Origin of the sequence: Sphingobium chungbukense, assembly GCF_001005725.1 — a bacterium.
Taxonomy (GTDB): domain Bacteria; phylum Pseudomonadota; class Alphaproteobacteria; order Sphingomonadales; family Sphingomonadaceae; genus Sphingobium; species Sphingobium chungbukense.
Genome location: NZ_LBIC01000020.1, coordinates 30,289 through 52,021, shown reverse-complemented (window position 1 = coordinate 52,021; position 21,733 = coordinate 30,289). Strand labels below are relative to the sequence as shown.

19 protein-coding genes are annotated in these 21,733 nt (G+C 62.9%); 8 read left to right on the top strand and 11 right to left on the bottom strand.

Annotation, left to right across the window (positions count from 1 at the left end):
- The first annotated feature begins 187 nt into the window (after positions 1–187).
- From YP76_RS28020 to YP76_RS24885, 3 genes are all read left to right on the top strand, one after another.
- On the top strand, positions 188–946 hold the full coding sequence (locus YP76_RS28020; protein WP_232307721.1) for a carbon-nitrogen hydrolase family protein: 759 nt from the start codon (positions 188–190) through the stop codon (positions 944–946).
- A gap of 66 nt (positions 947–1,012) precedes the next feature.
- Positions 1,013–1,750 (top strand): helix-turn-helix domain-containing protein, encoded by a 738-nt coding sequence (locus tag YP76_RS24890; RefSeq protein ID WP_046766085.1) that lies wholly within the window; start codon positions 1,013–1,015, stop codon positions 1,748–1,750.
- Positions 1,747–2,229, top strand: coding sequence for a hypothetical protein (locus YP76_RS24885; protein ID WP_021243646.1), 483 nt, complete (start codon positions 1,747–1,749; stop codon positions 2,227–2,229). The genes YP76_RS24890 and YP76_RS24885 overlap by 4 nt, the downstream gene beginning before the upstream one ends.
- 50 nt (positions 2,230–2,279) lie before the next feature.
- Here the strand turns inward: YP76_RS24885 and YP76_RS24880 are convergent, their stop codons facing one another.
- The gene (locus tag YP76_RS24880; protein WP_157035880.1) at positions 2,280–2,786 is read right to left on the bottom strand and encodes a hypothetical protein; all 507 of its coding nucleotides are present in this window, start codon (positions 2,784–2,786) and stop codon (positions 2,280–2,282) included.
- A 15-nt stretch (positions 2,787–2,801) separates the two neighbouring features.
- Between YP76_RS24880 and YP76_RS28015 the strand changes: the two genes are divergently transcribed.
- Entirely contained in the window at positions 2,802–2,990 is a 189-nt protein-coding gene (locus YP76_RS28015; RefSeq protein WP_157035879.1) for a hypothetical protein, read from the top strand.
- Between the two features lie 187 nt (positions 2,991–3,177).
- Here YP76_RS28015 and YP76_RS28010 read toward each other — a convergent pair whose 3' ends face one another.
- Entirely contained in the window at positions 3,178–3,393 is a 216-nt protein-coding gene (locus tag YP76_RS28010; protein WP_157035878.1) for a hypothetical protein, read from the bottom strand.
- 365 nt (positions 3,394–3,758) lie between these two features.
- On the opposite strand from YP76_RS28010, the gene YP76_RS24875 reads away from it, so the two are divergent.
- From YP76_RS24875 to YP76_RS24865, 3 genes are all read left to right on the top strand, one after another.
- On the top strand, positions 3,759–5,285 hold the full coding sequence (locus YP76_RS24875; protein ID WP_084733351.1) for a Do family serine endopeptidase: 1,527 nt from the start codon (positions 3,759–3,761) through the stop codon (positions 5,283–5,285).
- A 229-nt stretch (positions 5,286–5,514) separates the two neighbouring features.
- Positions 5,515–5,841, top strand: a complete 327-nt coding sequence (locus YP76_RS24870) for a hypothetical protein (RefSeq protein WP_046766083.1) — start codon at positions 5,515–5,517, stop codon at positions 5,839–5,841.
- 41 nt (positions 5,842–5,882) lie between these two features.
- A complete protein-coding gene (locus tag YP76_RS24865; RefSeq protein WP_046766082.1) occupies positions 5,883–6,164 on the top strand; it encodes a hypothetical protein in 282 nt (93 codons plus the stop codon).
- A 481-nt stretch (positions 6,165–6,645) separates the two neighbouring features.
- Here YP76_RS24865 and YP76_RS24860 read toward each other — a convergent pair whose 3' ends face one another.
- From YP76_RS24860 to YP76_RS24840, 5 genes are all read right to left on the bottom strand, one after another.
- Positions 6,646–6,915 carry a BrnA antitoxin family protein gene (locus YP76_RS24860; RefSeq protein WP_046766081.1) on the bottom strand — a complete coding sequence of 90 codons (270 nt, stop codon included), beginning with the start codon at positions 6,913–6,915 and terminating at the stop codon, positions 6,646–6,648.
- Positions 6,912–7,157, bottom strand: coding sequence for a BrnT family toxin (locus YP76_RS24855; RefSeq protein WP_046766080.1), 246 nt, complete (start codon positions 7,155–7,157; stop codon positions 6,912–6,914). The genes YP76_RS24860 and YP76_RS24855 overlap by 4 nt, the downstream gene beginning before the upstream one ends.
- Positions 7,158–7,494: 337 nt before the next feature.
- Entirely contained in the window at positions 7,495–7,821 is a 327-nt protein-coding gene (locus YP76_RS24850; RefSeq protein WP_052757572.1) for a helix-turn-helix transcriptional regulator, read from the bottom strand.
- A 300-nt stretch (positions 7,822–8,121) separates the two neighbouring features.
- Positions 8,122–8,874 carry a TorF family putative porin gene (locus YP76_RS24845; RefSeq protein WP_232307720.1) on the bottom strand — a complete coding sequence of 251 codons (753 nt, stop codon included), beginning with the start codon at positions 8,872–8,874 and terminating at the stop codon, positions 8,122–8,124.
- Positions 8,875–9,142: 268 nt separating this feature from the next.
- Entirely contained in the window at positions 9,143–10,462 is a 1,320-nt protein-coding gene (locus tag YP76_RS24840) for an SLC13 family permease (protein ID WP_046766079.1), read from the bottom strand.
- Between the two features lie 110 nt (positions 10,463–10,572).
- On the opposite strand from YP76_RS24840, the gene YP76_RS24835 reads away from it, so the two are divergent.
- On the top strand, positions 10,573–11,424 hold the full coding sequence (locus YP76_RS24835; protein WP_046766078.1) for a hypothetical protein: 852 nt from the start codon (positions 10,573–10,575) through the stop codon (positions 11,422–11,424).
- A gap of 153 nt (positions 11,425–11,577) precedes the next feature.
- On the opposite strand, the gene YP76_RS24830 is transcribed toward YP76_RS24835, so the two are convergent.
- The 4 genes from YP76_RS24830 to YP76_RS24815 all read right to left on the bottom strand — a co-directional run bounded on the left by YP76_RS24830 (position 11,578) and on the right by YP76_RS24815 (position 21,721).
- A complete protein-coding gene (locus YP76_RS24830) occupies positions 11,578–13,194 on the bottom strand; it encodes an FMN-binding glutamate synthase family protein (protein ID WP_046766077.1) in 1,617 nt (538 codons plus the stop codon).
- A gap of 220 nt (positions 13,195–13,414) precedes the next feature.
- Positions 13,415–14,326, bottom strand: coding sequence for a Tim44 domain-containing protein (locus YP76_RS24825; RefSeq protein WP_232307719.1), 912 nt, complete (start codon positions 14,324–14,326; stop codon positions 13,415–13,417).
- Positions 14,327–14,783: 457 nt separating this feature from the next.
- On the bottom strand, positions 14,784–14,939 hold the full coding sequence (locus YP76_RS24820) for a hypothetical protein (protein WP_232307718.1): 156 nt from the start codon (positions 14,937–14,939) through the stop codon (positions 14,784–14,786).
- Positions 14,940–15,196: 257 nt separating this feature from the next.
- Positions 15,197–21,721 (bottom strand): hypothetical protein, encoded by a 6,525-nt coding sequence (locus YP76_RS24815; protein ID WP_157035877.1) that lies wholly within the window; start codon positions 21,719–21,721, stop codon positions 15,197–15,199.
- Between the last annotated feature and the right edge of the window lie 12 nt (positions 21,722–21,733).

Genomic DNA, 21,733 nt, shown 5'->3' with positions numbered 1-21,733 from the left:
ATATGCGCGCGTCCCTTCCGATCCCATGCGCGAATGGTTATGCAAATCCGGAAATGCCTTCGTGATCCCTGCCAGGCGCCGGCGGGACCTTGGCAGTACGGCTGGCGACAAGCTCAGCTATGGCCGGCGAGGGACCAGATATTATCGCATCATCCCGACCGCCCTGCAAAAGGTGCCGGTCCGCATCGTGGCGCTGGCTGCCGCTGATCTCTCGAGCGTCAAGGATAACGTCACGTTAGGCGGCGCCATCTTCCCGGGTCTCCAGGTAAAGACCAGGAAAACCCCGAACGGCTTCCGCGTGCAGCGCGTTGAACATCCGGACATCAATGGCTGCATCAAGAGCCAGGCGGAAAGCATGTCGCGCGCCCATGCGATCGTGTGGCCCGAGCTCACCATCGACGACAAGGCGCTTGCAACCTTGACCGATCATCTGGCGGTCCTGTCTCTTGCCCAGGACGCCGTCCCCAATGTCATCATTGCAGGCTCATGGCACCGAAAGGTGAATGGCAGGATCAGGAACAGCGCTCCCATATTGACAGGTCAGGGCGAGGAGAAAGGCCAGCACTCCAAGATCGTCCGGTTCGCAGATGACGCCAATCGCTTTGAAGACATTGAGTGCGGCGACGAGATTATCGTTCTGGTGTGCGACCGCTTCCTCGCCTCGGTGGCGATCTGCAAGGATTATTGCAACCTGGGTGAAGCGCCGCCATGGCTGGACCTGGACGTCGATTTCCTCCTCGTGCCCTCGATGGGCAAGACAACCACCATGGACGGCCATATCAATCGAGCGAAGACCGACCGCATCACGCACGGGCTGCGCGCCTTTGTCGTGCAGCAGGGGCTTGCGGGCAAGGCGGGCGACGCTGAGGGATTCATCCTCCTCGCCCCCCAGGAGTCAACGAAGGATACCTGTGTCGACAAGGAATGGAACCTCTTTGAGGCGTAGGGCATTTTCAGGAAGGTTGCGCAATAGCTGAAACGTTGTAAAACGAATCCATCATTGGAGACCAAGATGGCTACCAGGCTCACCTCGCTCGCGGACATTCTGCCCGCCTTAGAAAGTCTCGAAACCGGCGAGCTCGACGCGAGGGAGGCTCGTGCGCTATTGCGCCGGGTGCTCGAGATCGGCCGCGATGATGCAATTGCCAGCGACATATTCTCAGCGCTCCGCTCCTGGACAGGCCGCATGCTGCGCACCAATATCGCGGGCGATGATCTTCGGGAGTGGTATAATCTGTTCCGCGCCGTCGGGGCCCAGTTTCGCGGTCCTCTGAGTGACTGGGCTATCCGGATCGAGGTGCTCGGTCAGCTGGTGTACGAGCGTATCGGCCTGGCCGAGACGCGCGATGTGTCCGAGGTGCTGAGCCGCAAGCATGCAACAGCGCTGCTCGGCGAACTGGCAACCAGTGCAGATGGTCGCCTCGGCCGGGCAGAGCTGCTCGAACGCCTTGGGCTTGAGCAGGCCAATCTCACGAGGGTGAGCACGCTCCTGCTCGATGCCGGGCTCATCACGCGCGTCGAGGAAGGACGTAACGTCTCCTTCGAGCTTAGCTCTGCGGGCCGGTCGCATGCGCGCGCCGAGCACGCCCCTTCGGTCATCAAGGCGCAAGAGCAGTCCCTGGACACGGGAAGCTGGATCATGACGGAGGCGACCGCCCGGAACCCCGATGCCGGCATCGCATCATGGGTCGAGTTCGACAGCGATCTCGCGGTGAACGAGCCCTGTTTTGATGAAGATCTCGCAGCATGACCGAAAAAAAGTCTTTGAAGGTCAGGACGTCGAAGAAAAGCGAGAAGATCGACCCAGAGAATTTCAACAAGCTGGTCGCGCATGCTCGCCTGTCTCGCCTGCGGCTGATGAGTTCGAGCTTCGACCTCAAACCTGATGCCATGGGCGAGAGCCGCCGCAACTGGGCGTACAGGATTTCGGCCTCGCTCGAGGACTGGAGCCTCGATTGCGATGCGCTCGAGCTACGTGGAATTTTTGCCTTCAAGGTTGCCTGTGTCGAGGGGCGCCGGCATCCTGTGTCGCTTGGCGCCCGCTATTTCGCGACCTATCGCCTGTCGGCGGAATGCGACGAGAAGGCCGCGCTGAGCTATCTCGATCGGGTGGCCCGCTTCTCCTGCTATCCCTATTTTCGCGCGCTTTTCTCGATCCTCACAGAACAGAGCGGCCTACAGCTACCGCCGCTGCCCGTCATGAAGGAGCCTCCAAGGCTTGTGAGATAGGCAGACTGGCACAGATGGGCCAAAGACTTGCCGATCATGAACCGCGAAAGCTAACCAACGGCCTCCCATGCATTACGCCAGGCCTCGATCGGCTCGGGCCCATCCCAAGGACGAGGAACCGCAGGCAGTCCCATCAAAGTGGCCCAACGCGTACATTGCGCAACGGAGCGCGCGACATGCGGGCGGGCGCTTTCACGCTCGCAATCGGCAAGGATCGCCCAGAGCCGATGCGCTACGATCACGCGGTTTGCAGGCGCGAACCGTTCCCAGGGGATCGCCGCGCACGATACCCAGGCGCAGTCGTCGACGGAGTGATCGTCAGCCTGCAGCGAAGCGCGCTCCTCCAGCGGGCAAGCATAGGGCGCGATCAGCGTGAAGCGGGCCTGCCCCTTGACCGAGTAGCTCGAAACGACCGGACCCAATCCGCAGAAGGATATGGCAGGTATCGCCGCCGAGGTGAGCGACGCTTCCTTGAGCACACGCGCTCGCAGTGACGCCTCGACCAGCGCCGGCGCCGCCGCCTCTTCCTCTCCGGGCCAGTCGCCGGTCCGAACCATTCCACCTGGCAGGGCATGGAGACCGCCAAATTCATAGGTCCCGCCATCGGCTGGCGATTTGCGGATCGTTACAAAATTCCCCGCATGCTGCGCCATGAGGACGGCGCCCAATCGCCATCGCGCCAATGGCGAGGTCGCAACAAACCCATCGGCCTGGCCCTGGCAGCGATCGACAAAATGGACAAAGGCGGTGTTCATCGCTGACCATATCGCCTGGCGATGTTCCTGGCGGCGAGGTATCCGGCCACTGGCTGATGCACCCGACTGATCGCCGAACATTCCGACATGCGCCCTGTCACTCCTGACTTGGGAAATTCTGCCCAATGACCAGGATAGCCATAACTGATGCCCTGTCCAAGGCGGCCGCAAGCCAGTAGGAACTGCCGGGTCCCTATGTTGCATTCATCGAGCCTCGCCAGCAGAGCGCCGAGACCGCAAAATCTTTTCGCCATTGAGCGATCATCATTTCGCCAGGCGCAAAGCCGTGCCCGATGACCGTAACGCCGCCGAGGCGCGCGTGGGCAGCAGACACCAGAGCATGTCCCGGGACTTCGCAAAAGCCGTACCCAGCATGGCACCAAATCCCGTTGAGCAGCACGACGGTCATGCTGCGTTCAGCCTTACTCAATAGTATCGCGCGCTCCTATAAACATGGGGGTCACTGGACGCAGTTTCTTCATGGTCTTTTTTGTCCTCGCAGGATTTGGCATAGTCGCGCAGCGGTACGAACTTTCAAGCGCGATGTTGCGATGGAACCAGTAGCGGTACACCTCTGCTCCTGGGATATGCGAAATGCCCACGAACAACGATAGCCCATCCCCATTAACTGGCGCTTGACGAAGAGCTTCCCCCGCTCATCGCGCCGACATTGGCTGCCAGGTACGCATATGCGTCGATTGCCTGGTGGTTTTCTGGCCATCGCCCCCTGCGCACGGGTTGGAAACGGCCATTGAAGAAAGGAAGGTGGAAAGCGTGCGATATACCTATACTCTGGCAGCTTCTGCACTGATCGGAACAAGCGCCATTTTTCTCGCGGCGGGATCTGCGTCGCAAGCCGAGGTCGCTCAGAACGAGGCGGTTCCCCTGGCGCCGAGCGCCCAACGCCCGCAAGCGGCTGCCGGCTTTGCAAATCTGACCGAACGGCTCGCGCCCGCGGTGGTCAACATCTCGACCCGCCAGCGCGTCCGGACGCCGGTCGTCAACCCCTTTGCCGGAACGCCGTTCGAAGACTTGTTCGGTGGCCGCAGCCTTCGGCCACGAACGCGCGAAGCGCAATCGCTCGGCTCGGGCTTCGTCATTTCGGCCGATGGCTATGTCGTGACCAACAATCATGTGATCACGCCCAGCGGGCAAGAAGCCGAAGTGAAGTCGATCACCGTCACGATGCCGGACGGCGCGGAGTATCCCGCCGAGCTGGTAGGCCGCGATGCCGCTTCAGACCTCGCCGTTCTCAAGATCAATACCGGCAAGCCTCTGCCGTTCGTCAGGTTCGGCGATTCCCGCAGCGCGCGTGTGGGCGACAGGGTCATCGCGATCGGCAACCCTTTTGGCCTTGGCGGAACGGTGACGTCGGGCATTATATCGGCGGTCTATCGCCACACAGGCATGGGCACCGCCTACGACCGCTATATCCAGACCGACGCTGCCATCAACCGCGGCAATTCAGGGGGACCGATGTTCGACATGCAGGGTCAGGTCATCGGCATCAACAACGCCATCTACTCGCCCAATGGCGGCAGCGTGGGCATCGGCTTCGCCATTCCCGCTGAAATCGCAGCGCCCATCGTCGAGAAGCTCAAGGCCGGTCAATCGATCGACCGGGGTTATCTTGGCGTGCGCATACAACCAGTCGCGGACGACCTTGCCGAGGCGCTGGGCATCCCGCACCGCAGAGGCGCTTTTGTCCAGTCGGTGGAACCTGGCAACGCCGCCGACAAAGCGGGCGTCCGGCCAGGCGACGTCATCATCGCGGTCGATGGCAAGGAAGTCACTGCGGGACAATCCTTATCCTACCTCATTGCAAATACGGATCCCGGGAAACGCATACCCATCGCGCTGATCCGCGCCGGCAAGCAGATGACCGCGCACGTCACACTGGACCTGCGGCCCAAGGAGTCGCAGCTTGCGGGCCAGAGCTTTAAACCGGGGCGCAGCGACGACAGGTCTGGCGGCCCATCCCAGGATCAGAGCGAAGCTGCGGTGCTAAAGGCCCTGGGCCTTTCGGTCCAGCCGCTGACGGGCCGTATCGCGCGGCAACTTGGAATGAGCGAGAAGACCCAAGGCCTTGTGATCGCCGGCGTGGACTCCTCGTCCGACGCGGCGGCCAAGGGGTTGCGGCGCGGCGACGTCCTGCTGTCGGCAAACAATCGGCCGGTCACATCGGCCGGCGATCTTGAAAGCCGGATCGAGGAGGCGAGGCGGGCCTCACGGGGCGCTCTTCTGCTGCGCGTCCAACGCCGCGGCCAACGCCCAAGCTATGTTCCTGTCCGGCTTCGCTAGGGAGCGGCATGTGCCGCGAACTTTTCGGCACAAGAAGGTCGCCCGCCTGCCGATCGAGGGTGGGCGACCTTGCTGCCGACCCCTCATGAAACCGTTATACCCGAGAGAAGACGCCGCGTCCCCAGGGTGCCCGCTGCCGAACCCTCCTTCGACCGCCCGGTGCTCCAGGTGCATTCAGGTCGAGGCGAGACGGCTAGTGGGAGGGCCCAAACAGCCGGGCAAGTTTGGGATGCCGGGTATCTCTCAGGGGATTGATGACCGTCAAGCCGCGCGTCACGAAGCCATCCAGCATGTCTTCGGACAGCAACAAAGCGCAGCCAGCCTCCGCCGCCGCGGTCAGGATCAACCCATCCCAGAACTGCAACTTGTGATCGACGCCCAGATCGGCGGCGGCGAGCGCAGTTCTGGTTTCCGATACCGAGCTGCCGAATGCGTGGGCGAATTCAAGAAGGGTCGCGCGCGTACGACTAACGCCGGCCAGATAGGCCAGGATATTCGTACCGGGTCGACAAGGCCCTTCAAACAGGTTGACCAGTATATCGTAGCGCGATATTAATCTGTTCAGGAGAGGATACCGCTACAACGAGGAAGGCGTCGATGTACGTCTTGAGCATTATCATCGAATCCGTAGGCTTGGTCGTCGGAAGCGTTGTGCTCGCAGGCTCGTTGTGTTGGCTCGCGTTCACCTTCGCGGTCTGGCTTCACCATACCCGCTGGGCGCCCTTCCTCGTTGTCATACTGCTGCCGATCGTGCCCCTCAGCAGCCTGAACCAAAGTGAATTCGCTCGATTGAGTGCAATCTGCGTCCTTGTCGGAGCTTTGTTCCTGTGGCTGTTCAGCGGTGCTGATCGTGCGCCGCCGCATATCGGAGGCGAATAATGGTCGAGCGGTGCTGGAACTATCCTGTGATACTGGCGAGCGTCGGAACTGGCCAGAGGCCCGGCCGAGCGGCACTAAGGGCGCTTGTTCGTCGAATGCGCCAGGAGGCCTTTCCCGACAACAGCCAACCTGCGCAGCAACGATTGAGGATGCGGCGCGCCCTCAGTCTGATTTTTTTACCGGATTACACTGCGGTCAGGGCACCCGATCAATAAGATTTCATGTGGTTGCCGCCCGTGGCGCAAGAAGTGGCGCAAGCTGTTCGGCCTCTGGAGCGCGCTGCGTTAAATCCGACGCAGGTCGCGCGCTCCAGTTCTTTGTTGCCGCATCGTTTGTTGCGCAAAAACCGGTTCCCACTTTTGCGCACGATGCTCTGATTGTCTCCATTTGGCAAAGTCGGGCCCCTAATAACGGACGTTGCGCTTCTATCCAGCAAGAAGCCCCCTAGCGCCGATCGTACAATTCAGAGATGCGGATCACGCTATACTCCCAACGCTTTTCGGAGCGTGTCATTCAAGCGGGTCTGCCAGCCCGGTCCATCGGCCTTCAACCGGGCCAATACGTCCTGATCCAACCGAACGGTTGTACTCACCTTCGTGGGGGTTTTCTGTACTCCCCGACGACGGATGGTCGCAGCGAGATCCGGGAAGGCTTCAGCGAAGGGCTTGGCCTTAGCGATATCCTCTGCCGTCAATTCAGGGTTGTCCGACACCGCATCCATATCGGCCTGCGTATACTTGGCTTGAGTCATGACAGCAGCTTCCTTTCCTTGCGACTGGCGGGCCGGGCTGAAACGATGGAAACACCCTCGCTGCCAAGCCTGACAAAAATCACCACGATGAAGCCGTTCCACTCGCCGAGCGCGAAGTACCGACCATCCTTGGCGTCGCCGATCAGTGCGGAAGCGAAAAACTCTTCTCCGATGTCAGCAAAATCGATGCCATGCTTGGCGATGTTCGCTTGCCGTTTCGGTTCGTCCCACATGATGATCATATGCTATCTGTAGTAACAGAAAGCCATGCCGTCAAGCAAATTGTTACTACGGCAAGTGCCGGAGCGTCACGCAGGACAAGGGGCGGCATGGGGCCGTTTGCCGACTGTCAGCCCAGCATGTGAGCCGCGCGGTAAGCTGCCGTTCTTGGCACAAAAAATAGCCCGACTGTCACGAGGGCAGTCAAGCTAGGAGAAGTCTCATTGGCCATAGAGGCCTGAGCCTTCGGGTCGCAGGCGCGATCCTATCAACTCTGCGGTTCAGCGTCATATCCCGATCAGGGTATCTTCGCCCATATTCAGCTGCATGTCCTGGCTTCCCCGCGCTCAGCCCTTGCCGTCATAATCGGAGCGTCTCCCCAAACATCGTGACCAGTTCAATCTCTCGCGTCACGCTCAGCTTGGCAAAGATGGACTTGAGTTGGGCCCTGACCGTCTGGACGCTAGTTCTGCGGGCAGCAGCGATCTCGTCGCGGGTCTCGCCTCGGGCGAGCGCCAAAGCAACGTCAATTTCGGCGGTGGAAAGGCCGAATGCCGTGCGCAGGATGGCTGGAGCAGAACTGTGCCAACGGCGGCCAGAACGCACGATGACAAGCAACTGCGAACCGACCACAGCCACAATGTCAACGTCGGCGTGCGCTTCGAATTCTGATGTGACAGCCGGCATTCTCAAAGCCGCTTTCGATAGGGCCGCTGGGGGTGAAACCGGCGGCCCTATTTTTTTGGAAGGAACCGAGGTTCGCTTCAACGGCGAACGGCAATCAGCACGCCCCGCGATCCGCCGAACGCCTGCCAATCTGCATTGTTGGGTGGCCTAGGCGGTTATGGCGCGATTGGTAGACCATCACCGTTGCCGCGCCTGTTCACTGAAATGAAGCCTGCCGACAATCACGGTGCGGCGCAAAGCGATCGGTCGCGGCGACACCGACGCTCCGGGCAGGCGAACCGATGCGACCGGTCGGAATGGCTAGAGACTCAATCCCACCCGACCGATCAGGGTCGCCCCGGTATGGTAGCTTCCGGGCGCATTGATGCTGCTGTCGGTGTAGCGCAGCCCGGCAGACCAACGGCCTTTCAGATAATCGACGCTCGCACCATAGTCCCAATAGGAACCATCAGGCCGTAGCCGGGCTGCCGCAACCGTATCTCGCGCATCGCCTGAAGACCGCCCGATCCAGGTCGCAACCGTGATCGGGATTCCGGGCACCCCCACAGCGGCCGAAACGGAGAGCGCGAGATTGTCGCCTCCGATCGATGACTGCCGCGGGGCATAAACGGCATGGAAATCGACGCTCGCAGGTCCGATCAGATATCCGGCACCAGCGCCCAACTCGCCAAAGCCCTGACCGGCAACGCCGGGGAACAGATGATAACGCGCTTGCGCCCTCAGTCTCCAACCGCCGGTCTGCCGCACATAGGCCGCGCCCAAGTCAGCCACGGCATCTGCGCCGCCGTGCCGTTCGGCGCCCCATAGCGAAACCGCCGTAGCTTCGAGGCTCAGCCCAGCGGCCACGGGTATCAGGATCGAGCCCCGCACTACCGGATCGCCGTCGCTCCAACTGAGTCCCCTGCGGCGTTCATCTGTGGCGACCTCGATCGAAGCCGAGACATCCTCAGCATATTGTGCGTAAGCCGGACCCGCGCTGGCGCCGGCGATCGATGCACAGGCCAGCGCGATCCGCATCCCGCACGCCACGACCGGAAAGTGGGTGAACCTCATGCCAATCTCCTACTCGATGCGATGCTTTGCTGCCCGGTCGTCGCAGCGCGATCCCAAGTGCTGAGTGCCGCTATCATCTTGGACCGGGCATAACAAAGGGTGCTGACCAAAGTGAAAGCCGCTGTCACTTTTAGAAAGCGCAGATTGTCGTCGCCTCGGCATGGGACAGGCTTGGCTGGAGCGCCATGCTCCCTATGAGATTGTTGCCTCCTGGGATCTCGCAGCCGAGCCAGCGCGACGCTGCGGGCTCCACCCGCTGCGCTTTGTCTCAGAACGGGAAAAACCAGTGGATAGCGGCCACTGCCGCAAACCAGGTGACAAGATTGAGCGGCAGTCCGATCTTGGTGAAGTCAAGATAGCTGTACCCCGCCATCTGATAGACAAGAACATTGGTCTGGTAGCCAAAAGGCGTTGCGAAAGCGGCGCTCCCCGCCATCATCACCGCGACGAGAAAGGGCCGCGGGCTCACATGGAGGCTTTCGGCAAGAGCAACGGCGATGGGTGTGACCAGCACCGCGACGGTAGCGTTCGACAGCAGTTCGGTCAGAACCAGCGTCGCGCCATAAAGCAGGATGAGGGCGCCGAGCGGGCCGAAGAGGCCTACCTTGCCGACCAGCGCGTTGGTCGCCGAGGAGGCAAGGCCCGTCTGCTCGAGCGCGATGCCGATAACGACCATGCCGACAATCAGCATCAGGATTTCCGGCCTCAACCCGCCATAGGCCTCCTCTGGGCGGATGACCCTCAGCAGGATGAGCAGCACCGCACCGGCAAAGGCGGAGGCGGCGATGGGCGTGATATTAAGAGCGGCAAGGAGGATGACGCCGACAAAGATCGCGGTCGAGGTCAGCGCCTTTGCCGGGGCCAGCGGCCTCTGCTTCGCGAAGTCGGCTGCATCGCCGATCGCATCGCCCGCGATATCGGGGTGGCTTACATGGTGGGGCAAGGCCGCCTCCATCCGATCGAGCGCGCCAGGCAAGGGCTTTGCCAGGAGCCGTCCGGAAAAGAGGAAGAGGTAAAGCCCTCCGGCCGCGGCGACCACCAGTCCCACCGGCGTGATTTCGAAAATGGAAAAGGGCGCCTGCCCCGAGGAGCGGGCCATGTCGTCGACGAGCAGGTTTGTCGATGTGCCGATCAGCGTGCAGCATCCACCCAGCACTGCGACATAGGAAAGCGGCATGAGGAAGCGCTTGGGATCGAGCCTTAAGGATGTCGCGACATCGCGCACCACCGGCGCTGCGAGCACGACGATCGGCGTGTTGTTGAGGAAACCCGACGCCCCGCCGCACATCAGGATCAGCAGCCATAGCCCAAGCGACCCGATACGCCCGCATAGCGCGACAGCCTTGCGGATCAGAAGATCGAGCAGGCCAGAGAGTTCCATCGCGTGGGCTATGACGAAAAGCGAGGCAAGCGCGATGATTGCCGGACTGCCGAAGGCGCCCTGCACCTCGCTTGGCCGCACGGCGCCTGTAAGGAGCAGCAGCGCAGCCCCCGCCAGCGCCACGACATCCGCGCGCACCTTGTCCCAGATGAGCGCGATGACCACGCCTGCAAGGACCAGAAGAGTGACGAGTTGCTCCAATGTCATGGCGACCCGGTAGCATAAAGGGCAGGCTCGGGCAGGCGAAATGGCATCGGGAAACGAATATTCCTGAAATGAGGGGTCAATTTCAACATCATATCTGCTAGGCTTGGCCGATGGCCGAACAGAACATCCGTTTGCGCATCGTCTCCCATCTCATTGCGGCGGCCGCGGGTTCCGCGCTGACCTTCGCCCTGGTCGCCAGGGCGCCGGGGCCTGAACCGCAGCCGCGAGCGTCAGAACCGCAACAGGCCGCCCCTAAGGTGAACGTCCCGAAAATCCCTGTCATTCCCACGCCCCCTCCGCCGTTGGACAGAGCCGCATTGCTGTCTGTAGCGGCAGCGGCGGCCGATGCGGCGGCGAGCGGTTCAGCCATGCCTGGATCGAGCGCTGCGCTGGTGGGGCGCTCCTTCATCCTGCGCATGCCTTTTGGCTGCCGGGGCGAAATGACCGACGACGCCAAAAGCTGGGCTGGGTGGGTTTTCAATCCGAAGAGCCGGGCATTGAGGCTCAGTGCCCGGACCACTGATCTCGCCGGGGCCGACTGGGTGACGCCACTGGCCGGCGAGATGAAGTTCGATGCGGTAGAGGGTTTCTGGATCCAACGTCCCTGGACCCGCGCGGATCGATGCGCGCGCGGGGAGGAGGCAATGTCCGACGCTATGCCGGCCTCAAGCGACCAGCGCCTCGCGATTGCCCAGTTCTTCTCGCCCCAGAGCCCTCGAAACCTGAGGCGGGGCGATCGCCCCTATGCCTCGACCATCAAGCTGGAAGAAGGGGAGACGCCCTCCCCCCAGGGCTACCAGATCCAGCTTGAAGGCCGCATCACCGGCTTCCCCGACGGACAGCCTGTGCATTGCATCCAGCAGGACAGCGCCATGATGCCGCGCTGCGTGATCGCGGCAGAGTTTGAACGCGTGGCGTTCATCGCGCCGGGGAAGGATGAACCCCTGGTCGAATGGCGCTAGAGCAGTTTTTCAAAAGCAGATGGCATCATCTGCCAGCTTGGGGAAAAGCGCAAAAATGACAGTGAGGGCAGGATGCTGCCTCAGGGTTTCCCACGCTGTCATGCCCTGCTGCCCATCCACGCGCTGTCGCCAGGACAAAGCCGACCCGCGCCGCTATGCAGCCCCTGGAAGCTCGAAACTATCCATGCGGGCCAGCCGCCAGCTTGCGCTGTAAAATGCATCGGCTGCCCCGCCCGCGAGCAGATCGCCTGGCGAGAGGAAGCTATGGAGCTGCGAGAAGAGGCGGATCTCAGTCGGACTGACGCGCCGCGAGAGATGATGAGGGCTGATCTGGCTCGGATGCCCCAGCCCTGCCGCAGCGATCATTTCCGAGAGCGCGTGCAGCGTGTTCCTGTGGAAGTTGAACACCCGCTCCGCCTTGTCCGGCACGACGAGCGCTCGCTCGCGCAGGGGATCCTGGGTCGCCACGCCCACGGGGCAGCGATTTGTATTGCAGGTCAGCGACTGAATGCAGCCAAGCGCGAACATGAAACCGCGCCCGGCATTGACCCAGTCTGCCCCAAGAGCATGCGCCGCTGCTATGTCGAAGGCGCTGACGATCTTGCCCGCCGCACCGAGCCTGATGTGGTCGCGGACGCCCGCGCCGACCAGCGTATTGTGAACGAAGAGAAGCCCCTCCCGCATGGGCATCCCGAGATGATCGGTAAATTCAAGCGGGGCGGCGCCGGTTCCCCCTTCGGCGCCGTCGATAACGATGAAGTCTGGAAAGATCCCTGTCTCACGCATGGCCTTGACCATGCCCATGAATTCCCAGGGCTGGCCGATGCAGAGTTTGAAGCCAACCGGTTTGCCGCCCGAGAGCTTGCGTAGCTGCGCGATGAACTGCATCATCTCGAACGGCGTTGAAAAGGCGCGGTGGCGGGCTGGCGAGACGCAGTCTTCTCCAGCCGGCACGCCACGGGTGAGCGAAATCTCCTCGGTCACCTTGCTTGCGGGCAGGATGCCGCCATGGCCGGGCTTTGCTCCCTGGCTGAGCTTGATCTCAACCATCTTCACCTGCGGATCGGCAGCCTTGGCGGCAAAGGCTGCGGCATCGAAATTTCCATCGGCGGTTCGACAACCGAAATAACCGCTCCCCAGCTCCCAGATGAGGTCGCCGCCATGTTCGCGATGATAGGGGCTGATGCTACCTTCGCCTGTATCATGCGCAAAGCCGCCCATCTTCGCGCCCAGGTTCAGTGCTCTGATGGCATTCGCGCTCAACGAGCCGAAACTCATGGCGGAGATATTGAAGATCGATGCCGAATAAGGCTGCGTGCAATCCTTGCCGCCGATGAGGGTGCGGAAGCTTTCCGGATCAGCCGGCGGCGCGGGGCGGCTCGAATGGCCGATAAACTCATATCCATTCTCATAGACATCAAGCTGGGTGCCAAAGGCACGTTCGCTGCTCTCATTCTTGGAACGGGCATAGACCAGGGAGCGCTGGCTGCGAGAAAAAGGCGTCTCGTCATATTCGCCCTCGATCAGATATTGCCGAATTTCAGGGCGGATATCCTCGAAGAACCACCGCAGCCGGCCGATAATGGGGTAATTGCGGCGGACCGAATGAAGCGGCTGGGCAAGGTCATGGATGCCAGCGCCGGAAACGACTGCGCCGATCACGAACAGCGGAATGGCCCATACGCCCGGCAGATAATAGCCCGCGACGAGGGTCGAGATGATCGCGAGGCCAAGAGCGCTAAACGGGTAAGAAGCAAATTGGGGCTCCATGCAGATAATGAGGGCCTGGCGGACCAGAGGCTTTCATGTGACCGCAATGGCGTTGAGTTCGGCCGCTCAACCGGCGAGGCCCTGTAGCAAAAAGAGCAGCCGGTTCTGAGCGAAGGCAGGTTGGACGGCGTCAGCCCGCAGGCTCCACGAGCCGGGCATGACGAGACCATCAGGAGCCTGGCGATCGGCAAAAAAGGCACCGACCGCCAGTTCATCCCTGTCACGCCTGCTGGATGGCGGACAGGCGCCAGGGGTTATGGGTGTCGCGGACAAAGGTCCACAATTCGATCGCGACGGTATGCTGGCTCGGATCCCCTGCCAACAACGCACCGCTATTGCGGTCACGCATCACGTCGATGCTCTGGTACCGCATCGCGATCGTGGCGTAGTCAGTGCCGCCTTCGCTCCAGGCTTCAGCCACTTCCGCGTCGAGCAACTCGGTGCCGGACACCTCGTTGCGCTGTCCCTTGGTGGCGTTGTGGCTCAGTTCCTCAGCGAGATAGGACATGATTTCCGGTGTCGTGCAGGCGCGCAGCGCGGCATAGTCCTCGCGCGCGAAGGCGCCCTGCACCTGGGTGAGCAGACGTTCAAAGATTTGCTGGTCATCAGGCGTGATGGCGATCTCGCGGGACAGGGCGGCTGCGGGCTGGGCTGATCCCCGGCCTGCGAAGCGTTCCTGTGGCCCCATGAAGGCGGTGTCAGTGCGGCCGGAGGCAGGTCCGCTTGCCGGAACCAGTGCCGGCCGGCGAAGTAGCAGACGCAGCGCGAACCAGGCCAAACCGCCCAGCATGGCAATCTGCAGCAAAGCCATGAGAATGCCACTGCCGGCTAATGCGCCAAAGCCGTTGCCAAGCACCATGCCCAGCAGGCCACCCGCGATGAGGCCGCCTATCAGCCCTTTTGCAAGACCACCGGCCTTGGCTGGGGTCCGCGCAGTCCCGTTCGCATGGGCAGCGCCGGTCGGCGCAGCAGCCGGACTTTGCGTCATGGTCCGCTGGACCGGTGCGGCCTCATTGGGCGCGGTCCTTGTGGGCGCCGGCGCGGCCGCTGTTCGCGACCCTCGACTGCCGAGGCTGCCGCCGCGCCTTGCATCGGCGGGAGCAGCCACCATGATGGCGATGGCCAAGGTCATGGCCATGGCGCCGGCATTTCGAAATCTCGTTCCAATCATCGGGAAAATCCTCAACTGGCGATAAGCCAGGTTGTCGGGTGTGGATCCTCAAGGGACGCGCATTGCTGGTTCAGGCCTGGCGAGCCTGCAACTGCCAGACCGCGCCGAGAAAATTGTACATGTTCCGCCGCGGCATGGGCGCATCCCCTTTCAGGTCCAGTGGAAGAGCAGCGCAGAAATGCCGGGCATTTAAGTGATGGACCAGCATCGAGCACGCTCGATGCGGTCCGACATCACGACTGCCTCGACAGTCGCCAGAGGGGCCCGGCCCGCATGAGTGACGATAGCATCACCTTTCCCGAATGCAATCCAGGAGGCACTCGCGCAGAAGACTTGCCATGCATGGCAAGGCATAGGCCCATCGGGCACATAAAAGGACAAGATGCATGAAATTTGGGCTTCAGTCGCCCAAGGGCGATCAGGCCAGGTGGAAAAGCGTCAGCATTCCGCCGATGGCGATACCGAAGACCATGATCATCACACCAGCGATACGCAGGACATATGTCAGGGGATCGACGCCCTCCCCTGCCGGAAAATCGCAACCGAGCGGGTCGCCCCAGCAAGCGGCGAACAAGCGACTGATGAAAAGCCATGTGAAAGCCGATCACCGCCAGGACATCGACAACAACCACGTAGCCAGGCACCAATCCTCCTTCGAGTGCCCGCCCACGCCGATGATGTTAGCCCAGGCACGCAGCCTTTCCGCCTCATCGGGGACCACGATATGGCCGCTCCGCCGATGACGTGTGGTGTTTAAGCTGCAGGAGAAGTGGTGAACGGACCGCCAGGAGGCGATCCGTTCTGCCTGAAGACTTGGGCCCTATGCCGCTCCTACCAGCGGAACGCGACGCCCACGCGCCCGGCCAGCCCATTTGCATGTTTGCCTGTGATGCCCTCAATCTTGGCGAAAGCCGACAAGCCATTGTGGCCGCTTCCCTCAACACCGGCCTCCAGGCGCGCGCGCCCGCCCTCCGATATGTCCTGGAAGGAGACGGCATTTCCGCCTGATACAAGGGTCATGCCGGGCTGGTCCTTGAGCTCGCCCTCGAAGGCGACCCCCACATACGGGCTGACCGCCCAGCCGCCCGCCATAGCGGCGATGCCCGCTCGCGCTCCAGCACGTCCGTAGGCGCTCCCTACATTGTGGAACGATGCATCAAAGCCGCCAGCGGCGCCCTTGATACCGTCAAGATCGCTGTGGGACCAGGCAATGCTCACGGCCGGCTCGATGAAGGCCCGGCCGATGTCAAGGCGGTACCCAGCCTCGGCCTGGATGCCATAGCTGGTGCCATCGAACTTGCGGGCCGACGCTGCGCCTTGAAGATCATATTTGACAGAGAAGCGGTCCAGCTTGGCCAGCACATGGGCGAAGAAACCGCTGGCCGAGCGATAGCGGAAATAAGCGCCGATATTCGCGCCATCAAGCTTGATCTCGTCTCCAGTCGCCTTCACCCTGCCTTGTTGACCGACATAGCCGCCGGTCAGGCCGACGCTCCAGTCGCCCTGCCCCCAGTCGAACCCCAGCTGCGCCCCGGTCCAGCTGTCGCGTATGTCGAGGTTCGGGGTGAAGCTCATCGGACGGTCCAGCACCGTGAGGGAATAGACCGGCCGCGCCTCGTTCGTTTCGCCGCCGCCGTAAAACTGGCCCCATGCCGAAAGCCCTTCCCGCCCCTTGCTCGCGCGCATCTGCTCGGCCCAGGCGTCGCCGGAGCGGCGCCAGTAGCGGCGGACCTCCGCACCGGTCCGGACAAGTTCGAAGGCCTGGACAGAGGGCACGCTGACGAGATTGAAATTACCGTTCCCGTCGCCAACCAGCTGATATTCCGCAAAGCCCTTGTTGATGCTCCCGCCTTGGAGAATGAAGGCGCCGTCCTCCGCTGACGTGCTGCTGACGATCCGAATGCCCGAGAAATTGAACTGTGCGGCAGCAGCTCCACTAAGATCGTTGATGACGATCGTCGTGACACCCGAGGCAGCTCCCATGGAAAGCTGGTCAGCGGTCTGGGCCGCAATCGCGCCGATCGCTGCGCCACCAAGGTTCGCTTCCAGGATGACGCGCGAACCGCCCGAGCCGGCAAAGGCTGCCCCGCCAAGGTCGAGCAGGTCGCCAGCCTGGCCATTGACGAGACTGACCGTTCCGGCGTTCCGGAACGTGCCGAGGCCCGTCAGCAGCATCGTTGCTGGACCGGCAGCGCCAGGATTGACGTTGAACGTACCGTTATTGGTGAAGGTCGAATTTGCAGTGAAGGCCGAGTTGCCGCCAAAGCCATTCCAGATGCCGGCGTTGGTGAACGCGATGCTGCTGGTCCCAAGCGACACATAGCCGTTGATCGCGCCCTTGTTGAGGAGGGTTGCCGAGCCACCCGTGAGGCTTAGCGCGAGATCGCTATCAGCCCCCACGACGCCCGAAAGCGTGATCGTCTGGCCATCGGTCGCATGTGAAGACAGACCGACCGTGCTCCCATGAAGGATGGCATTGTTGGTCTCGGTCCCCAGGTTGATCGTTGCGTGACCGCCGGTATCGACAAACAGGCCCGCGCCGTTAGCCGACGAGGTTCTCCCCCCGTCCGCAAGGGTGACGGCGACGTCGCCGGACGCGGAACTGAGATGAATGGCGTCTGCGCTCTGGGCAGAGCTGTTGACGCTCGCAACGCTGATCGCCCCGCTGTCGCTGCTTGCGACGATGGCATGTCCGGCTCCATCGAGCGCTTCGAGCGTTCCCGTCTCGATCGCGATCGCGCCGGCGGCGGACGTAGCCGCGATGCCGCTGGCGCCGGCGCCTGAAACAGAGACCGCATGCGCCTTGATGGTTTGCGCGCCGGCGCCGGTGGTGACAGCGATGCCGTCCGAGCCCGCGCCAGTGGTGATCAAGGTCCAACTATCGACGGAAATAGCGCCGTTGCCCGTCGCCACCGCGCCAATGCCGTTGGCCGCCTCGCCACTGGTCGCGACCCTGCCGAGGTTGGTGATCGATCCTGGACCATCGGTCACTGTCATCTGGACCCCGGTCGCGCCATCTCCAGCTGTTGTGACACCCCCCGAATGATCATCCGCGTTCGCCTGGCCCAGCGTGAGCGCAACTGCGCCGCTTTGGGATCCGGTCGCCGACAAACCGATGGCATTCGCACCATTTGTCGTGACCGCATTGACCGACGCGGCGATTGTTCCGCGACTGCCGGCGCCGCCCGTCTGGTTCAGGCTGATGCCGGTCACATTGTCGCCTGAAACAGCAACATTGTTGAGCGCCACGTCGATCGCAGCATCAGAACCGCTGGTGTCGATGCCGACGCCGACGCCCCCCGCGATGGCCGAAACCGTGATCGTTCCTTCGCTTCGCACGCTGATTGCATCGAAGCCGCCAAGAAGGACGCCCGAGGCCATGCCTCCCGTCGAAGTGGCCGTGACATCGCCAATCTGGACAGTCTGGGCACCGGATTGATCGACGCTGGCAATGCCGCGCGCCGTGCCCCCTGCAATTGCCGTGACAGTCCCCTCACCGTCAATGACCAGACCCTGGCCATTAGTCGCGACGAGGCCAAAGGCATCGCTCTCAAGGCTGGTTGCGGTCAGCGTCGAGGGGAGATGGGCCGTTGCAACACCGGCACCGTCCTCGAGGAGGATGCCAAAGGCGGGCCCATCGACCGACGAAACGGACATGGTGTCGAACAAGGAAACGGTCTGGGTCGTGCCGTTCGTCTGGACAATGCCGGCGGTGAGCCCAGAACCACCGGCGACTGTGAGCGGACCTTCAAAGGACGCGACGATCGCGCCCGATGCGCCGGTTTGGCTGAGGCCGACCGTCCGCTCGGCACCAGTGATCGCAACCGGACCACCAAAGGTAGCGGACTGGCTTGCCCCGCCGGTCACGGCAGCGCCTGTCGCATCGCCTTCACCGCTCGTGACGGTGAAGTCCGCAGCCGAGATCAGGTCCAGCGACCCTGCGCCGGCTATCTGCACACCAGATGTGTCCCCGCTTGCGGTAACCGCTACCGGCCCGGCAAGCGCGACGTCCGCGCCAGTGCCGCCGTCAATATCGATCGCGACGGCGCTGCCGGCACTGTTGGTGACCGCCAGCGCATCCCGGCTGACAATCCCGATGTTTCCTGCCGCGCCTGTGGATTGCACGCCAGTCGCGACACCGCCGCTAGACTGGATGATGGCAGGTCCGGCAAGGTCGATCGTCTGCGCGGTTCCATCGGCCAGAGCAATCCCGGTCGCGCCCGCTGCGCCACCGACGACGGTCAGGGCGTCGCCGAGCGCAACCGACAAGGCTCCCGAGCCGCCCGCCAGATCGATGCCGGTCGCTCCCAGCCCATGCACACGCACAGCCTGCTTGAACGAAAGTGATTGCGTGGTGCCATCCCGCGCCACCACGCCAACAGCCTGATCTGCGCCGCCTTCGACCGTGAAATCCCCTGTGCTGGTCAGATCCACAGAGCCCAGCGCACCGGACATCTGTGCGCCTGCTCCACCAGCCCCGGCAACATGAAGCCCCTCGCCCAGAACCACCGTCTGGGAGGTCCCGCCCGAGAGGATAAGGCCTGCCGCAGGACCATCTCCACTGGTGACGCTGAACGCGTCATTTGCGTTAACCTGCATCGCGCCGCTGGCGCTGGTCAGAATGAGGCCGGTCGTAGTCCCCGCGCTTGCCCTGACCGCAAGATCACCGTTCAGATCGATAGTCTGGTCGGATCCGCCGGCGAGAATGACCCCTGTTGCGCCGCTGGTTCCTCCATCGACGGCAACTGGGTTTGCGGAGGCAAGAGTGACTGCCCCCGTCGCGCCTACCAGTTGGGCGCCGGTCGCGCCGACACCGACAACGCTGAGCCCGTTACCGAGCGTAACCGTCTGGCTTGCTCCACCGGCGAGAGTGAGGCCCGTCGCCGCGCCACCTGCATTGGAGACGCTAAAGCCGTTCTGCGCTGCTATCCCCACCGCGCCGCTGGCACCGGTCGACAAGACACCGGTCGCAATGCCGCCGCTGGCGTCCACCGCCACATCGCCCGCAAAGGTGACGGTCTGGTCGATGCCGTCGGCAAGCAGGACACCCATTGCGCCCCCATTTCCGCCATCTACCGCAACGGCACCGTTGGCCGTGAAAGTCGCAGCTCCAGCCGAACCGGTAAGGATCGCGCCGATGGCTCCGGTCCCTGCAACGCCCAGACCTTCGCTCAACGTGGCCGCCTGGCTCGTGCCGTCCGCGAGGATGAGGCCGGTCACCGACCCATCGCGATTGGTGACGGCGAAGGCGCCCTGCGCGTTCAGTTCCACCGCGCCGGCGGCGCCCGTCGAGATCAGGCCGGTTGCAACACCGCCGCTGGCATCCACCGCAAGATCGCCGGCCAGTGCAGTAGTCTGATCGAACCCGTCGGCAAGAACTATGCCGGTCGCGCCTCCGACGCCACCATCGACCGCGACTGGACCGTTGGCCGTGAAGCTCACCGCTCCTGAGGCATTGGTCAACTGCGCACCAGTGGCGCTGGTCCCGGTGACCGAGAGGCCGTCGGCCATCAGCACCGTCTGGCTCGTTCCATCCGTAACGATAATGCCAGCCGCAAGGCCGCCGCCATTCGTGACATTGAAACCTTGCTGGGCGTTAACGCTCACCGCACCGCCCGCGCCTGACGAAGTGACACCCTTCACATCGCCATCATCCGCGTTGACCGAGAAATTGCCCGCGAAGTTCGCGGTTTGGTCGGCTCCGTTTTCCAGTATGACGCCAGTTGCCCCGCCAGTCCCCCCTTCCACGGTGAAACCCGCCGCGCTCGTCAACTCAATCGAGCCGCTTGCGCCGGTGAACTGCGCGCCGGTCGCCCCCATCCCGGCCACGGTCGCGCCATTGGCCAACGAGACCGACTGGCTGGTGCCGTCGGCCAGGCTGAGACCGACAGCGCTGCCGCCGATGTTGGTGACGGTGATGGCATCGCCAAGCGCAACGGCTTGAGCGCCGGTCGCCCCTGCAATCGTGATCCCGGCTGCCGTTCCGTCAGCCGCACTGACGGTGATGGCAGCGCCGTTCCCGTTCTGTACTTTGGCCGCGGTCGTGATTGCGACATCCGCGCCGCCCTGCGTGACAATGCCCGAGGCGTCCGCGCCGGTGCTGGTAACTAAAAGAGATGCGCCGTCAAAATCGACCGAGACGGTGTCGGTTGCGCCGTCGAGAACAATCCCGCGAGCCGAGCCCGCGCCTTGGACCACCAGGTCGCCATTGTAGATATTGCCGCCGATCACGGTATCTTCAAAGCGAACAGCCTGGCTCGATCCGCCGGACAGCTGTACGCCGGTCGCCAGGCCTCCCGATGCGACATCGAGGACATAGCCGGTATTGCGGACGCTGACCGGCCCCGAGACATTCTCGACGAGGAAGCCAGTTGCAGCGCCGCCGCCTGACACCGTCATGCCGCCCGTTGCGCCCGTACGCGCCGAAATGAGCGTGGCGCTTGTGCCTTGCTGGACGTCCATGCCGATCGCGTGACCGCTCCCGACCGCAATGTCCGTGGAGACCGAAAGGAGGCCGCTATTGGCAAGCGTGACCGCGCCCGGGGTGCCGGCGCCTGCGACGTGAAGCCCTGTCGCGTCGCCCGCAGCGGTCGCGATGGCGATGGAGCCGGTGTTGCTGATATCGACCTGGCCGCTGCTTTCTGTGGTCCCGACACCGATAAAATCTGTGTCGAGGCCTGTCAGGGTGACGCTGTTGGCATTGGCCAGGGTGACCGTCCCGTCGGCCGCATGGCTTTCGCCGGCGATGCCGTAGACCAGCCCGCCGACCGGCGCGAGGCTGGATACGCTAACGGTGCCGTTGTTCATGGCGCTGGCCGAGCCGCCTCGGGCAAACAGGGCGGCGCTTTGCGCAGGAGCTGCCGGGAGCGTCAAAGTGACCGTGCCGCCGCTCTGGTTGATGACCGAGGCAAGGCCTGTTCCCCCGGCAAGATCGGTGGTGGCCAGCAGGCCCCTGCTGCCAGCCACGACGTTGCCATGGCTCTCGACAATCGCGGCCCCCGTTCCGGTGGTCTGCGCGGAAAGCCCGGTACCGATAGCGGTGATCGTCGAACCACCGCGCGCGCGGATGACGGCTGCTTGATCGGGCGATCCGATTACGGTGACTGCCGTGTCGTTGGTCGTCGGCGCCACGACGGCCGTTGCCCACAGATCGACCTTGATCCCGGCGGGCGTCGCATAGTCGCCCTGATCATAGGTAATGCCGTTGGCCCAGTTACTGGGCTCGTTGAGGCAGTTGGCGACGTTCGGGTTCTGCGCTGCGTCGGGCAGGCCGCATTCCTGATTGGCGAGCGCCACGCCCGGCGTCGCGAGACTGAAGGCCAGCGCGGATGCGCCGATCATGAGCGTGGTTTTCACTTTCTGTCTCCT

What these genes read in the sequence shown, in the direction of transcription:
- YP76_RS24890 (WP_046766085.1), top strand. Translation starts at nt 1,013, where the DNA reads ATGGCTACCAGGCTCACCTCGCTCGCGGACATTCTGCCCGCCTTAGAA.
- YP76_RS24885 (WP_021243646.1), top strand. Translation starts at nt 1,747, where the DNA reads ATGACCGAAAAAAAGTCTTTGAAGGTCAGGACGTCGAAGAAAAGCGAG.
- YP76_RS24880 (WP_157035880.1), bottom strand. Translation starts at nt 2,786, where the DNA reads ATGGTTCGGACCGGCGACTGGCCCGGAGAGGAAGAGGCGGCGGCGCCG.
- YP76_RS28015 (WP_157035879.1), top strand. Translation starts at nt 2,802, where the DNA reads ATGGAGACCGCCAAATTCATAGGTCCCGCCATCGGCTGGCGATTTGCG.
- YP76_RS28010 (WP_157035878.1), bottom strand. Translation starts at nt 3,393, where the DNA reads ATGACCGTCGTGCTGCTCAACGGGATTTGGTGCCATGCTGGGTACGGC.
- YP76_RS24870 (WP_046766083.1), top strand. Translation starts at nt 5,515, where the DNA reads ATGCCGGGTATCTCTCAGGGGATTGATGACCGTCAAGCCGCGCGTCAC.
- YP76_RS24865 (WP_046766082.1), top strand. Translation starts at nt 5,883, where the DNA reads ATGTACGTCTTGAGCATTATCATCGAATCCGTAGGCTTGGTCGTCGGA.
- YP76_RS24860 (WP_046766081.1), bottom strand. Translation starts at nt 6,915, where the DNA reads ATGACTCAAGCCAAGTATACGCAGGCCGATATGGATGCGGTGTCGGAC.
- YP76_RS24855 (WP_046766080.1), bottom strand. Translation starts at nt 7,157, where the DNA reads ATGATCATCATGTGGGACGAACCGAAACGGCAAGCGAACATCGCCAAG.
- YP76_RS24850 (WP_052757572.1), bottom strand. Translation starts at nt 7,821, where the DNA reads ATGCCGGCTGTCACATCAGAATTCGAAGCGCACGCCGACGTTGACATT.
- YP76_RS24845 (WP_232307720.1), bottom strand. Translation starts at nt 8,874, where the DNA reads ATGAGGTTCACCCACTTTCCGGTCGTGGCGTGCGGGATGCGGATCGCG.
- YP76_RS24840 (WP_046766079.1), bottom strand. Translation starts at nt 10,462, where the DNA reads ATGACATTGGAGCAACTCGTCACTCTTCTGGTCCTTGCAGGCGTGGTC.
- YP76_RS24835 (WP_046766078.1), top strand. Translation starts at nt 10,573, where the DNA reads ATGGCCGAACAGAACATCCGTTTGCGCATCGTCTCCCATCTCATTGCG.
- YP76_RS24830 (WP_046766077.1), bottom strand. Translation starts at nt 13,194, where the DNA reads ATGGAGCCCCAATTTGCTTCTTACCCGTTTAGCGCTCTTGGCCTCGCG.
- YP76_RS24825 (WP_232307719.1), bottom strand. Translation starts at nt 14,326, where the DNA reads ATGACCTTGGCCATCGCCATCATGGTGGCTGCTCCCGCCGATGCAAGG.